The organism is Gordonia sp. CNJ-863, assembly GCF_001942325.1.
Lineage (GTDB): Bacteria > Actinomycetota > Actinomycetes > Mycobacteriales > Mycobacteriaceae > Gordonia > Gordonia alkanivorans.
The window spans coordinates 1-14569 of record NZ_MKKG01000066.1; the positions used below are offsets into that span (position 1 = coordinate 1).

Annotated in this window: 10 protein-coding genes, 1 tRNA gene and 1 pseudogene; 6 read left to right on the forward strand and 6 right to left on the reverse strand. The window is 67.3% G+C overall.

Annotated features, from left to right (window positions below; translation table 11 throughout):
• Positions 1–638 precede the first annotated feature (638 nt).
• Positions 639–715, reverse strand: a tRNA-Met gene (locus tag BJF87_RS21755).
• 228 nt (positions 716–943) lie between these two features.
• Here BJF87_RS21755 and BJF87_RS21760 point away from each other — a divergent pair.
• Positions 944–1225 (forward strand): hypothetical protein, encoded by a 282-nt coding sequence (locus BJF87_RS21760; protein ID WP_006360800.1) that lies wholly within the window; start codon positions 944–946, stop codon positions 1223–1225.
• Positions 1226–1309: 84 nt separating this feature from the next.
• Here the strand turns inward: BJF87_RS21760 and BJF87_RS21765 are convergent, their stop codons facing one another.
• Positions 1310–4300 carry a UPF0182 family protein gene (locus BJF87_RS21765; protein ID WP_075863895.1) on the reverse strand — a complete coding sequence of 997 codons (2991 nt, stop codon included), beginning with the start codon at positions 4298–4300 and terminating at the stop codon, positions 1310–1312.
• A gap of 174 nt (positions 4301–4474) precedes the next feature.
• Between BJF87_RS21765 and BJF87_RS21770 the strand changes: the two genes are divergently transcribed.
• Positions 4475–5032, forward strand: a complete 558-nt coding sequence (locus BJF87_RS21770; RefSeq protein WP_075863896.1) for a PPA1309 family protein — start codon at positions 4475–4477, stop codon at positions 5030–5032.
• A gap of 24 nt (positions 5033–5056) precedes the next feature.
• On the opposite strand, the gene BJF87_RS21775 is transcribed toward BJF87_RS21770, so the two are convergent.
• Positions 5057–6121, reverse strand: a complete 1065-nt coding sequence (locus BJF87_RS21775) for a PDZ domain-containing protein (protein WP_075863897.1) — start codon at positions 6119–6121, stop codon at positions 5057–5059.
• A gap of 107 nt (positions 6122–6228) precedes the next feature.
• On the opposite strand from BJF87_RS21775, the gene BJF87_RS21780 reads away from it, so the two are divergent.
• The 3 genes and pseudogenes from BJF87_RS21780 to BJF87_RS21790 all read left to right on the forward strand — a co-directional run bounded on the left by BJF87_RS21780 (position 6229) and on the right by BJF87_RS21790 (position 10028).
• Entirely contained in the window at positions 6229–7698 is a 1470-nt protein-coding gene (locus BJF87_RS21780) for a zinc-dependent metalloprotease (protein ID WP_006360805.1), read from the forward strand.
• An 87-nt stretch (positions 7699–7785) separates the two neighbouring features.
• The gene (locus BJF87_RS21785; RefSeq protein WP_006360806.1) at positions 7786–8697 is read left to right on the forward strand and encodes a hypothetical protein; all 912 of its coding nucleotides are present in this window, start codon (positions 7786–7788) and stop codon (positions 8695–8697) included.
• 15 nt (positions 8698–8712) lie between these two features.
• Positions 8713–10028, forward strand: a pseudogene (locus BJF87_RS21790) (ABC1 kinase family protein).
• A gap of 60 nt (positions 10029–10088) precedes the next feature.
• On the opposite strand, the gene BJF87_RS21795 reads toward BJF87_RS21790, so the two are convergent.
• Complete coding sequence (locus tag BJF87_RS21795; protein ID WP_006360070.1) at positions 10089–10379, reverse strand: WhiB family transcriptional regulator; 291 nt, start codon at positions 10377–10379, stop codon at positions 10089–10091.
• A 600-nt stretch (positions 10380–10979) separates the two neighbouring features.
• Positions 10980–13112, reverse strand: coding sequence for an ATP-dependent DNA helicase UvrD2 (locus BJF87_RS21805; protein ID WP_035755206.1), 2133 nt, complete (start codon positions 13110–13112; stop codon positions 10980–10982).
• Positions 13113–13233: 121 nt separating this feature from the next.
• Between BJF87_RS21805 and BJF87_RS21810 the strand changes: the two genes are divergently transcribed.
• A complete protein-coding gene (locus BJF87_RS21810) occupies positions 13234–13518 on the forward strand; it encodes a mycoredoxin (protein ID WP_006360073.1) in 285 nt (94 codons plus the stop codon).
• A 70-nt stretch (positions 13519–13588) separates the two neighbouring features.
• On the opposite strand, the gene nudC is transcribed toward BJF87_RS21810, so the two are convergent.
• Positions 13589–14509: an NAD(+) diphosphatase gene (gene nudC, locus BJF87_RS21815; protein WP_006360074.1), complete on the reverse strand. Its 921-nt coding sequence runs from the start codon at positions 14507–14509 to the stop codon at positions 13589–13591.
• Positions 14510–14569: the final 60 nt, after the last annotated feature.

Below are 14569 nucleotides of genomic sequence, written 5' to 3' on the forward strand. Positions count from 1 at the left end.
CACCCAGACAAAGCCGAGCGCCACACAAAAAACAAACATCTACATCCATAAAGAATGCACGATGCCAAAATGGCATCAGACAATTCATCATCACACTATCGAGTTCTCAAAGAACACACACCCACCAGCCACTCACCCCCACAAGGGCTTTCACCAGCAGACTTCGTTCTGACTTTCCACCGCCACCCCGTCTCCGGGGCAACTCTTCCAGCCTACCAGACCCAAACCCCGCCCGCAAAATCCGAAGATCCGCGCACCAGGACAGTCCAGCAACCCCACACACCCAGCCCGAGACACCAAGTCTCGAACCAGAAGATCAGGGGCGGCCAACGAAAAACCCGGTCTCCACTCCCCACCAGTCAGACCCTCTCAGGTCCTCCGGGGCGGCGCCGTGGCTCGCTGACTCGACATAAGTTACGCACGTGGGTCGCCAGCGTCAAATCGCCTGGTCAGTAGCTTCGTTCGAGGACCAACAGCGAGGTCGGCGTGCACGCCATGGCGGAAGCCGACCCGCTCTACGGGTGATCCCCTGCTGGGAACCACCCGAGTTGTCCGCCCTCCCCAGGCCGGCGAGCCACGAACCTTGGGCACACATGCAAGAACCCCCGCCCGGGCGTCCCGGGCGGGGGTTCTTGTGTTGGTAGCGGGGACAGGATTTGAACCTGCGACCTCTGGGTTATGAGCCCAGCGAGCTACCGAGCTGCTCCACCCCGCGTTGGTGAAGACAACGTTACACACGCGTTTGTCAGCGATGCAAATCGATTCCGCAACCGCCTGTGACCAGCACGAATACCTGTGATGGCGGTCACCGATGGGGGTAAAGGGGAGGTCACTGCGCCGCCACGTCCGGCAACAGCAGCGCCGACCGTTGTGAGCTGAGTCACTCTCGGGCGTACACTCGGCGCTACCCGATCCGGGCTGACCCACTACCGAGGAGGGAACCATGTCCGCCCATTTCCATCATGAGAGCCATGGCAACCACCCGATGAGTTTCATCGGCTTCGTACTCGCACTTGGCGGCTTCCTGTCCGCGGCGTTGTGGCTGGTCCACATGGCCGCCGGCAACACGGGCCACGCAGTCCTCTTCGCGCTGGTCATGGTCGCCGCGTTCGGTTGCGCGATCTCGATCTTCTACACCATCGGCCACCGGTATCACCACAGCCCGGTTCTGCCGGACAACACCCCGGACGAGAAAGAGCGCTACGTGCGCAAGTATCGCGGCTAGCGATACCCGACGCACGCAGCGCTCGGCTTCCTTCTCCCGATCGATGCGCCCCTCACCGGGGCGCATCGATCGGATTCTGTCCGGCTAGTTCTGCTCGGGCAGTGATTCGTACTGCGCGACAGCCTTGTTCAGCTGATCGAGGGCCTGGCCGTAGCCGGCGAAGTCGCCCTTGGTCTGCGCATCGCGCAGCGCACCGAGAGCATCCCCGATCGCCTTCACCGCGGCGTCGCGTTCAGGCGTTCCGCCCTGCGGCGGCGTCGGCAGCTGCGGGTTGGTCGTCCCACCCTGCTGCTCGGACTGGTCCGGCGCGCCCTCGGACTGCTGTTCACCTGGAACCACACCGGCGGCCGGCGTGATCCCGACCTGGCGCAGCGCCTCGGCCGTTGTCGGTGCGTAACCGATCCGGGCCTCACGCTCCTTCGGCTCATAGCGGGTGATCACCCGGAAGAGCCGCGGGAAGGCCTCTTCGCCCTGGGCCTGGGCGTACATCGGGACCACGTAGAGGATTCCGTTGTCGCCGACCGGCAGCGTCAGCAGGTTGCCGAACGTGACCTTCGCCGTGTTCTCGAGTGACTTCAGCGACTCGGCGACTCGACCATCGGTCTTCATCGGGTTGAAGGCCTGCTTCGGTCCCGAACGCTGGCTGTTGCTCGGGAGCTCCTTGACGGTGATCTGCCCGTAGTTCGACGGGTCCGACGAGACGGTGATGTAGGCACCGAGGATCGGCCGGTTGAGTCGGGTGAGCACCGAGGTGAGCTGGAACGATGCCTGCTTGCTCTCCGGATCCGAGGCCACGAAGTAGTACGGTGGCTGATCGAGTCCGCGCTGTTCGGCGTCGGGGCTCGTCGGATCGGAGGGCACCGACCAGAAGTCGTTCGCCTGGAAGAAGGTCCCCGGGGTGTCGACGTGGTAGCGCGTCAGGAGCGCCCGCTGGATCTTGAACAGATCCTCCGGGTACCGGACGTGCTCGCGGAGTGAGGTCTGCTTGTCGAACTCGGCACGCGAGGCGACCGAATCCGGGAAGACCTTCATCCACGTCTTGAGAACCGGGTCCTCGGTGTCGACCTCGTACAGCTGGACGTCACCGGTGTAGGCGTCGACCGTGGCCTTCACCGAGTTGCGGACGTACGACACGGTCTTGTTGACCTGCGTGCGTCCGGTCTGTCCGGGATTGAGATCCTGGGCGTCGGCGGTCGCGCTCTGCAGCGACGTCGGCTGCGAGTAAGGGAAGTTGTCGAGGGTGGTGTACCCGTCGACGATCCACTTGATCGAGCCGTCCTCCATGACCGCGGGATAGGTCTTGGAGTCGACGGTCAGCCACGGCGCGACCTGCTTGACGCGGTCCCGCGGGTCGCGGTTGTAGATGATCTTCGACGCCGAGGTGATCTCCCCCGACAGCAGGAAGTTGCGCTCCGCGTACTTGCCCGCATAGAGCAGTCGGCTGAACCAGTTGCTCAGCGGGACGCCCGCCGGGCCCTGGTAGGTGTACTTGGCGTCACCCATGTCGTGCTCGCGGGGTTCGCCGCCCTCGGAACCGACGATCGCATAGTCGGGATCGATCTTGGCGAGCAGCTCACCGAAGTAGATACGCGGCTGCGTCACCTTGATCGGGGCGTCACGCTTGTACGCCTCGGTCTGGTAGTTCGTGGTGTCGCTGACGTAGTAGAACGGGTCGCCACCACCGTCGATGTCGTTCTCGTCGACCGACTCGTTCACCCGGTTCGCCGGCGCGGCGACGAAGCCGTTGCCGTGCGTGTACACGAGATGCTTGTTCAGCCAGTTCTGCTGGTTCTCGAGGTACCGGCTCGGGTCGAGTTCACGCACTGCGACCACGAAGTCGCGGAGTTCGCCGTCGATCTTGTAGCGGTCGACCGCGAGCTGGGTCGGGAAGCCGTAGAAGTTCTGCCGCTGCTGCTGCTGGATGAACGTCGGCGAGACCACGTTCGGGTCGAGGATGCGCACGTTCGACAGCGTCGGGGTGTCGCTGTTGACGAGCGCGGGGTTCGCCGGCTGGGCCGTCCAGTCCTTCTGCGTGATGACCTTGTCCGGCCCGATGCCGTAGGCCTCCCGCGTGGAGTTGATGGCCCGCTGGATGTACTCGGCCTCCTTCTGGGCAGCGTTCGGCTTCACCGAGAACTGCTCCATGGTCAGCGGCCAGCCCACGCCGATCAGCAGTGCCGAGAACAGCATCAGCACGGTTGCGAGGGCAGGGATACGAAGGTCACGCAGCACGACGGCGGCGAAGAAGGCGACGGCACAGATGATCGCGATCGCCATCAGGATGAGCTTGGACGGCAGCACCGCGTTGATGTCGGTGTAACTGGCGCCCGGGAAGATCTCGGACTTCCGCGAACTCGACAGCAGGTTGTAACGGTCGAGCCAGTACGCCGCCGCCTTGAGCAGCAGGAAGGTCCCGGCCAGGACCGCGAGCTGGATGCGGGCGGCCATGGTGACCGATCCCCCGCCCTGACCGAGTCGGATGCCGCCGAAGATGTAGTGGGTGACCAGGTTGGCCAGGAACGCCACGACGACCACGACGAACAGCAGGTTCAGCACGAACCGATAGAACGGCAGGTCGAAGGCGTAGAAGCCGATGTCGAGGTTGAACTGCGGGTCCTTCTGACCGAACGGGGTCCCGTGCAGGAACATCTGGACCGTGGCCCAGGAACCCTGCGCGACGAGACCGGCGAGTGCGCCGATGATCAGGGCCGGCAGCACCGCGAACCAGCGGACCTTGGTCATGACGGCGGTCCGGTAGCGCGCGAGCGGGTCGTTGGGGCCCGCGGTCGGCACGAAGACCGGCCGTGACCGGTACGCGAGGGCGACCGCGGCGAAGACGATCACGCTGACGACGAGCGTCGTGATCAGGAAGAGGATGACGCGGGTCCAGATGACCGTGCTGAACACGCTCGAATACCCGACGTCGCGGAACCACAGCCAGTCGGTGGCAAGACCGATCAGTCGTGGTCCGATGAGCAAGAGGACCAGCACGGCAACGCCGAGTCCGATGACGATCTTGCTCCTGCGTGACAGTGTCGGCATTCCTGCCGGCCCTCGGACGCCCACCAGACCCACTCTCCAAAGCTCTCAATCCGGACAACGCCCTGCGTGACGAGCAGCCTGGGCGTGGTGCCCACTGTACTGGCACCACCCGGGTGCCGATCACACTCGGGCTTCGGGACAACGATCCGGGGTCGGAACGGGTTCCCCGGGGTCGTGGTACGGGCCTCGTCGGGGCAAGATGGGCGGGTGTCCGACCCCAAAACACCCCCTTCGACGCCCCGCGGTTTCTCCACCGACGACCTCGGGAGCGCGCTGAGCGAGATCCTCGACCACGTCGACGCCGCGGGCTGGGGCCAGGAGCCGTCGGTGTTCGCCCTCGCACCGACCGCGGTCCTGGCGCAGCAGGCACCGGACGTTCTCGGAGACGACGCCGATTCCGTCCTCACGCCGATCGAGCAGGAGTGCCCCGACCTCGACGCGTTCCTCGCCTCGGCGGTCTGGCCGGACGCGGTCGCCGGCGCCGCGGTGGCCATCGAGATCGTGGTCGCTCCCCCGGCGCCCGGCGATGACGGCACGCCGCGCTACGTCGTGGACGGAACCGACCCGGCCGCAGGCGATTCGGATGGCGCGTCGGAGCAGGCGCGTCTGGTGGCGGGCGTGCTGCGCGGCGGCCCGGACCTCGCGATCATGCGGCTACGCCATCAGCCCGGCGAGGAGATCGAGACCCTCACGCATCCGCAGCTCGGGACCGAGCTGCGCGCGGCGCTCGCCGGTACCTTCACTCCCGACGACCCCGGGGCCTGAACCGCCGGACCGAGTTCGGCCGACTCAGCAGGTCGGGGCAGGACGACCTTCGCCGACCGCATCCAGCGCCTCGACCGCGCCGTCGAGCGTCTCGACCTTCACCAGTTCGAGGCCGTCGGGACGGTCGGAGACGGCCTCCGCACAGTTGCGGGCCGGGACGAGGAACACCGTGGCACCGGCGTCGTGCGCAGCTCGGGTCTTGTGGGTGATGCCGCCGATCGGCCCGACGTCCCCGTCTGCGGTGATCGTGCCGGTTCCCGCGATGAACTTGCCGTGGGTCAGTTCGCCCGGGCTCAGCTGATCGATGACCGACAGCGCCAGCATCATGCCCGCCGACGGCCCGCCGATGTCGCCGACGGTGTAGGTGACCTTCAGCGACGGGTCGGCATTGGCGACCTCGGCCGCGACCCCGAGGAATCCGGCCTTCGCGTCGTCGGGATGCGCGGTGAGCGTGACGCTCACCGTCTGCGGCGTGCCCTGTCGCACGATCTCCAGCGGCAGCACCGTGCCCGGCGGGTTCTTCGAGACGACGTCGCGCAGTTCCTCGCTCGTCTCGACCTCGACGCCCCCGGCCCGGGTGACCACGTCACCGGCCTGCAGGACACCGGCCGACGGGCCCTCGGCGCCCACACCGGCGATCCGCAGGACCGTGGGACGGTCGAGGAAACGCAGCGCCGCGACGGTGGCGTTCTCCTCCGATCCGGTCATCTGCAGGGCGTTCTCCTCCTGCACCTGCTCGGTGGTGCGGTCCGGCGGATACACCTCGTCACGTGGGGTCAGCGCGTACTTCCCGGACAGCCACATGCCCAGTGCGTCGAAGAGTGTGAGCCCGTCGCTGACCGACACCGTCGTCAGGTTGAGGTTGCCGGTGGTCTTGTCGACGGGGGCACCATCGATCTGTACGACCCTGCGTTCGACGACCTTGCCGTCCTGCTCGACCTTCGTCATGCCCAGCGTGTTCAGCGTCGGACCGGGACCGAGCGCGGCGTAGGGCACCTGCACCTGCGTGCCGACGACGAGCAACGCCAGCAACACCAGGGCACTGACCGCAGCGGTGGCGATCCGGCGGAAGCGAGGGCTCGAACTCATTCCGCACACGATAGTGCCCCGACCTCCGGGGACGGTCCCGGCGTCGCTACGCGCACGGCGAACATCCGACGCCGTGAACGCGCCTGTCCGGGCGGTACGGTGGACGTATGAGTGATCTGCCCTTCGGCTTCTCGGCGTCCGGCAACGGCGACGACGACCGCGACAAGAACAGCGGCGACAAGGACAAGCCGGGCGACAACCCCGGCAACCCCTTCGGTGGCGCCAACCCGTTCGGATTCGCAATGGGCGGACAGGGTTCCGGCGGCGGCCAGGGCTTCGGCGACTTCGACCCGTCGAACCTCGACCCGAACATGCTCGGCCAGATGTTCTCCCAACTCGGCAGCATGTTCAGCGGTATGGGGGCCGGGATGGCCGGTGGCGGCGGCGGTCCGGTGAACTATCAGGTCGCCACCAATCTCGCCCGCCAGCAGATCGGTTCGTTCACACCGATCCTGGAGAAGGAGATCTCGGCGTCGGCCGATGCCGTGCGACTGGCCGACGTCTGGCTCGACGACGCGACGACCTTCCCCAGTGGCGTCACCCAGACCGTCGCGTGGACCCCGGTGCAGTGGCTCGAGGAGTCGATGGACACCTGGAAGGGTCTGTGCAACCCGGTCGCCGAGCAGCTCGCGCGCACCTGGCAGGACAACCTCCCCGCCGAGGCCGCGCAGTTCGCCGGCCCGATGCTGGGCATGCTGACGCAGATGAGCGGAATGGCCTTCGGGACGCAGCTCGGCCAGGGTCTCGGTCAGCTCGCCAAGGAGGTGCTCACCTCCACCGACATCGGTCTGCCGTTGGCACCCGAGGGCATCGCGGTCCTGCTCCCCGAGGCGATCGCGAAGTTCGCCGAAGGTCTGGAGCAGCCCGGCCAGGAGATCATCGTCTTCCTCGCCGCGCGCGAGGCCGCGCACGTCCGGCTCTTCACGCACGTCGGCTGGTTGCGTCAGCGCCTGTTGTCGACGGTCGAGGAGTACGCACGCGGGATCAGCATCGACTTCAGCGGGATCACCGACGCCACGGCGAACATCGATCCCACCGAACTGCTGTCGGATCCGTCGAAGCTCGAGGAGCTCATCAGCTCGTCGACGTCGTTCGAGCCGACCACCACGCCCGAGCAGAAGGCCGCGCTCGGCCGCCTCGAGACGCTCCTGGCTCTCGTCGAGGGCTGGGTGGAGCAGGTCGTGACCCGGGCACTCGGCGACCGCATCCCGAGCACCGGCGCACTGACCGAGACCATCCGCCGACGCCGCGCTTCGGGCGGCCCCGCCGAGCAGACCTTCGCGACCCTCGTCGGCCTGGAACTGCGTCCGCGCAAGGTGCGTGAGGCATCAGAGCTGTGGCGCCGGGTCTTCGAGGCCACCGATCTGTCGACCCGCGACGGCGTCTGGGCGCACCCCGACCTGCTGCCCGACTCCGACGATCTGGACAACCCGGCCGCATTCATCGACCGTCTCCTGCACAAGGACACCGAACTCGACGACGCCATCGCGCAGCTCGAGAAGTCTCTCGCCGAACAGGACGACACCGAGTCCGGGGACGACGGGCCGAACGGACAGAGCGGTCAGGCCGGCTCATAACTCCACAGTCGACGCCGTACGCGCCCATGTTGTGGATAACCGGCCCGACCGACCTCGGCGAGGTGTTTTCGCTGGCAGAGTTGCGTCATGTCCATCACGGTCCCGCGCATCCGGCCGGGAACATCGATCCTGGTGCGGCCTGGCAACCGGGTGCATGTGGGGATCGATCCGGCCGGCAGCGTGATCATCGAGCTCGACGACGCGATCTCGGCGCATTCGGTCGCGGCGATGCTGCGGACGCTGGAACGCCCGTGCACGCCGGAACTACTCATCCGTCGGGCGTCGGCGGCCGGGCTCGCCGACGACGAGATCCGGACGCTCCTCGACGGTCTGACCGCGGCCGGGCGGACGATCACGGGTGGCGAGGCCGACACATCGTCGGCGAGTCCGGATCCGACCGAGTTCCGGATACAGATCCACGGTCAGGGACCTTTGTCGGATCTCTTGGGTGCGTCCTTGCGGGCGCAGGGCCTGCACGTCCAGCGGACGATGCGCCGACGCGCCGACGGCTCGCTCGACACCGTCGACACCAGACTCGTGATCCTCAGCGACTTCCTCGTCCACGACCCACGGGTCGTCTTCGCCCTGACGAGGGCCCGGATTCCGCATCTGCTGGTCCGGGCGCGCGACGGCGTCGGGATCGTCGGCCCTCTCGTCCTGCCGGGACTGTCGAGCTGTCTGATGTGCGCCGATCACCATCGCTCGGACGCCGACCCGGAATGGCCGATGATGGCGGTGCAGCTCATCCGCGCGCCCGGCGATCCCGACCCCGCGATCGTGCGGCCTACCGCCGCGATCGCGCACGGGCAGATCGAACGTCTGGTCACTGCGCTGCGTCGGCCCTCCCCCGCCGCAGCGCGGGGCACGCCGCAGTTGTTGAATCAGGTATTGGAGTTCCGCGATGATCCTGTGCGAGTGGACCGCCGAGAATGGTTACCCCACCCAAGCTGCGATTGTCGTGCGATGCGAGACGAACAGCTCAAGTCGTCTATTGTGTGACGCGGAAAGGATGCTATGACCGACATCACTCGGGGGCAGGGTCGTCGCAACGCGAAGTTGGCTTCTCTCCCCATCGGTATGGCCGGACGTGCGGCGGCGGGGCTCGGCAAGCGCATGGTCGGCAAAGACAAGGACGAGGTCAACCAGGAACTCCTCGAGAAGTCCGCGGAACAGCTGTTCGCGGTCCTCGGTGAGCTCAAGGGCGGCGCCATGAAGGTGGGCCAGGCGCTGTCGATCATGGAAGCCGCGATCCCCGACGAATTCGGTGAACCGTTCCGGGAGGCACTCACCAAGCTCCAGGCGGAAGCACCGCCGATGTCGGCCGACAAGGTCCACAAGGTGCTCGACCAGCAGCTCGGTACCCGCTGGCGTGAGCGCTTCAAGGAGTTCTCCGACGAGCCGGCGGCGTCGGCGTCAATCGGCCAGGTGCACAAGGGTGTGTGGTCCGACGGGCGCGAGGTCGCAGTCAAGGTCCAGTACCCGGGCGCCGACCACGCGCTCAAGGCGGACCTGAAGACGTTGTCGCGCATGTCGGGACTGCTGCAGCGGCTGTCGCCGGGCACCGACGTCAAGGCGATGATGGACGAACTCATCGACCGCACCGAGGCCGAACTCGACTACCTCGCGAAGCCGAGAACCAGCGGGCCTTCGCCAAGGTGTACGACGGGCATCCGGACTTCCTGATCCCCAAGGTGATCGCGAGCGCACCCAAGGTCGTGGTCTCGGAGTGGGTCGACGGGATCGCGCTGTCGAAGGTCATCACGACCGGCGACCAGAAGACCCGCGACAACGCGGCCGCGAAGATGGCCGAGTTCGAGGTCAGCTCGCCCTACCGGGTCGGCTTGCTCCACGGCGATCCGCATCCGGGCAACTTCTTCATCGCCGATGACGGCCGGTTCGGCGTCCTCGACTTCGGTGCGGTCGGCCATTACCCCGGCGGACTGCCTCCGGAGACCGGGCCGATCCTGCGACTCGCCCGCGACAAGAAGTACGACGAACTCAAGGAACTGATGGTCGAGGCGGAGTTCATCCGCCCGTCGCATGCGTCGAAGGTCACCAGCGCCGACCTCGAGGCGTACCTGCGGCCGTACGTCGACCCGCTGTACTCCGAGTCGTTCCACTTCACACGCAAGTGGATGCAGCGTGCCGCGGGCAAGGCGACCGACGTGCGCGGCGAGGTCTACAAGACTTCGCGGAACCTCAACGTGCCCAAGCGGTTCGTGATGGTGTTCCGTGTGCTCGGCGGCTGTGTCGGGATCGCCTCGCAGCTCGAGGCGCACGCACCGTACCGCGCCATCATGGAGGAATGGGTGCCCGGTCTGGGCGACTGATCCCCCCGACCAGAACAGCGACGCCGCGAGCAACTGCTCGCGGCGTCGCTGTTCTCTGTCTCAGGCTGCGTTCTTCCGCGGCCGGCCGCGAGGCCGCTTGCGTGCGATCACCGCGCCGCGTTCGAAGATCTCGCCGCCCCACACGCCCCAGGGCTCGGCGCGATCCAGGGCCGCCTGCAAGCACTGGGTCTTCAGCGGGCAGTCGGCACACATTGCCTTGGCACGCTCGAGGTCGCGGGGATTGTCGGCGAACCACAGGTCGGCGTCGGCCACCTGGCAGGGAAGGTCGAGCTGGGCGGTCGCTGCGCGGTCCGCCGAGAGACAGGACTCGAGTACGCAATCGACAGTCATTGGTTTCTCCACATCTGCTCGTTTGGGATTGGTGACCCATGTCCTCGATGTGGCTGCCGGTCCGAGAATCCCTGCCGGGATGATGCTCGGTGACAAAAAGAGGGCCACGGGTTTCGCCTCTGCGATTCGCCCGTGGCCCGAAGTTCTCGGAGGTCTAACTCCGGAGAATCGGTGTCGGTACGGGGAACCCATGCGGCGAGGGGGCTGCTGCAGCTGTTGCCGGCGGCGCTACGTGCGCTGCTGCCGCCGCGGCGACTGCTGCCGGATGCACTGCCGCTGCGGGCTGTGCGATCGCCGGGAGGGCCGCTGCGTCGGCCGGCGGTGCCGGAATGGTCGCGCGAGTGGCGACCGGACGTGCGCAGACTGCAGGCAGCCAGGAGCGGTTGCGACGGGCGCGCAGAACGACGGCGTGTGCCTGATTCGGCTTGGCCGCAGGCACGGCGATGCCGGCCTGGTTCACGGTGCTTCCGTTCACTGATCCGCTCCTCTCTCTTCTCGACGGCTCCCACATGAGCGATGGGCTCCTGGTGGGCACAAGAGTGTTTCCCACCCGTGTGCTGACGGAGATCAGCCTAAACGGTACGCCAGAAAGCGCACAACCTATTTTTGACCTGCGGTTTTGACGAGATCGAGGAGATCCTCGCCGTACTCGTCGAGTTTCTGCGCCCCGATCCCCGAGATCGACACCAGCGCAGCGGTGTCCGTGGGCCGTTGTTCGGCGATCGCGGTGAGCGTCTTGTCGGAGAAGACCACGAAGGGCGGGACCTTTTTCGCCTGGGCGCGGGCCCGGCGCCACTCCTTGAGTGCGACCAGGAGGTTCTCGTCCAGGTCCGACGGACACCCCGCGCACCGACCGAGCAGCGTCGCCGTCGAATCCATCAACCGCGAGCCGCAGACGCGGCATGTGGGTCCCTTGCGGGGCGTACGTTCTTTCGCGATCTTCGAGGCCGGCGAATCGTCGGGGATGAGATCGGTCAGGAATCGGGACCGACGACGGGCGCGGCCACCCTCGTTGCGGGCGAGGGCCCACGACAGATGTAGGTGCTCGCGGGCACGCGTCACGCCCACGTAGAACAGTCGGCGCTCCTCCTCGACGTCCTCCCACGAACCCTTGATGGCCTGACTGATCGGCAACGATCCGTCGGTCAGCCCCACCAGGAAGACCGCATCCCATTCGAGTCCCTTGGCCGCGTGCAGCGACGACAGGGTGACGCCCTGGACCGTCGGCGGGTGGCGAGCCTCGGACCGGGTCGTGAGTTCTGCGGACAGCTGCGGCAACGTGAGATCGGGGTTCTCGGCGACCATGTCCTCGGTGAGCTGCACCAGCGCCTTCAGCGACTCCCACCGGGCGCGCGCCTGCGCACCCGACGGTTCCTCCTCGGTGAGCCCGAGTTCGCCGAGGACCGCGCGCACGACGTCGATCGTCGTCACACCGGGCTTCACCTCGCGGTTGGCCACCGTCGCGATCTGCCGCATCGCCTGACGCACCTCGGTCCGCGCGAAGAACGCCTCGCCACCGCGCACCTGATACGGGATGCCGGCCTCGGTCAGCGCCTGCTCGTAGTTCTCCGACTGGGCGTTGACGCGGTAGAGGATCGCGATCTCCGACGGCGCGACACCCGCCTTGATGAGGTGCTTGATCTCGATCGCGATCGACGTGGCGGCGGCCGGCTCGTCGTCGTACTCGGCGAACTGCGGCTGCGGACCGGACGGGCGCTGGCCGATGAGACGGAGCCGGGTGCCGGCGATGCGCCCGCGCGCGGCGCCGATCACGCGATTGGCGAGGTCGACGACTTCGGGCGTGGACCGGTAGTCGCGTTCCAGCCGGACGACCGTCGCCTCCGGGAAGCGGCGGCTGAAGTCGAGCAGGTAGTTCGGGGACGCGCCGGTGAACGTGTAGATCGTCTGATTGGCGTCGCCGACGACCGTCAGGTCGTCGCGCTCGCCGAGCCAGGCGTCCAGAAGACCCTGCTGGACGGGCGTCACGTCCTGGTACTCGTCGACGACGAAACACCGGTAACGCGAGCGGAACTCGTCGGCCGCGCCGGGTTCGATGGTCAGGATCTGCGTCATGTAGATGAGCATGTCGTCGAAGTCGAGAAGGCGATCGCCGTCCGGCGAGACCTTGGAGTCCTCGTAATGGCCGTACACCGCGGCGACCTTCTGCGGGGGCGCGGGTGACTCGCGTCCGAGGCGCCCGACCGCCTCGACGTAGTTCTCCGGCGAGATCAGCGTGGCCTTGGCCCATTCGATCTCCGACGACAGGTCGCGCAGGGTGTCGGTCGCGGTGTCGAGTCCGGCGCGGCGCGCGGCGCGCGAGATGAGCGGGAACTTGTTGTCGAGCAGCTCCCACCGGGCATCACCGAAGGCGCGCGGCCAGAAGTAGCGCAGCTGCCGCATCGCCGCGGCATGGAAGGTCTGGGCGGCGACGTTGCCGGTGGCGCCGCCGACGCCGAGGCTCCGCAACCGGGTCCGCATCTCACCCGCCGCGCGGGCGGTGAACGTGACCGCGAGGACCTGGCCGGGATTCACCTGCCCGGTGTCGACGAGGTGGGCAATGCGGCGCGTGATGGTGCGCGTCTTGCCCGTACCCGCGCCGGCCAGCACACATACCGGGCCGCGCGGTGCGAGGACGGCCGCGGACTGCTCCGGGTCGAGTCCCTCGACCGCGCCGGCATCGCGGGAGCGGGCATCGGGGTTCGCGGGGAAGGTCGGGTGGCGCACGGACTCCACTATGTCACCACCCACCGACGCTCTTTCGGACCGGCGATCGGGCTTGTGGGTGACGCGTCCCACGTCGTCGATCGCATGCGCCGGCGGGAACAGCCCGCGCATGCGTGGTGTTATGGCAGTCATGAGCAACGTGATCGACGACGAGGCCGGCGCCCGTAACTCCGACACCGGCGAACTGACCATGTACACCACCTCGTGGTGTGGTTACTGCGCCCGCCTGAAGACCGGACTGAAGGCGAGTGGTATCCCCTGGCAGGAGATCGACATCGAGCTGAACCCGGATGCCGCCGATTTCGTGGGCAGCGTCAACGGCGGCAACCACGTCGTCCCGACCGTGCTCTACGCCGACGGCACGACCGCGACCAATCCCTCGATCGCCGAGGTCAAGAAGAAGCTCGGCGTCTGATCTCGTGACCTGAGACCCGGGCCGGCCCTCGCCGGACCCGGGTTTCTCGTCTCCGGGGTGCGCGGCGTGGTTACCGGGCCGCGGCCCAGGACTCGATCAGCGTGCGTGCGATGGAGATCGATCCGGGCAGCTGCAACCGGGGCGCCTCGCCGTCGGGCCCGGGATCGGCACGCGTCCACCCGTCCCGCGACAGCGCCTCGCGCACCTCGTCGCGATGGAACCACTGCGCATCGCCGATCTCACCGTCGAGAAAGGCGAGTTCGTCGGCGGGATCGCCGATCGCGGCGAAGCCGAGCATCAGCGAGCGAGGGAACGGCCACGGCTGACTGCCCAGGTAGCGCGGTTCGCGAACCACGATGCCGACCTCTTCGTGTACCTCGCGCAGTACACATTGTTCGAGCGACTCCCCCGGTTCGACGAACCCGGCGAGCGTCGAATACCAGCCATCGGGCCAGACGGCCTGGCGTCCCAACAGGATCCGGTCGGCGCCGTCGTGGACCACGGTGATGATGGCAGGATCGGTGCGCGGGAACTCGTCCCGGCCGGACTGGACGCTCCGACGCACCCAACCGCCACGCGCCGGCTGGGTCGCCGACCCGTCGACCGGCGAATGACTTGCCGTCTCATGCCAATTCAGGATTCCCAGCGCAGTGACGAGCAGGCCCGCCTCGTCCGGCGTCAGATATACCGCGCCACGACGCGCGTCGTCGGTGGGTCCGTCGATGTGGTCGACGCGGCGCGCCCACCGGTCGACGCCGTCCACGATGCCGAGGATCACCGCGTCGGCAGGCGGCGCATCGGCGACGGTGGTCGCCGGAACCCAGTGCAGCACACCGGACTCCCCGACCGGGTACCGACCGTTGGAGTCGATGAGCAGTACCTTCGCCTGTGGCCATCCCGCCAGCATCCGCTCGGCGTCGTCGCGGATCTCGTCGGCGCGGTGGAAGCTCGCGCGCGACAGCAGCGGCTGTTGGACCAGTTCGAAGTGCACGTCGGTGTGTCCCTTTTCGGTGGTCGGTGCGGGGTACTCGGTGCGACGCGGCCGGTCGTT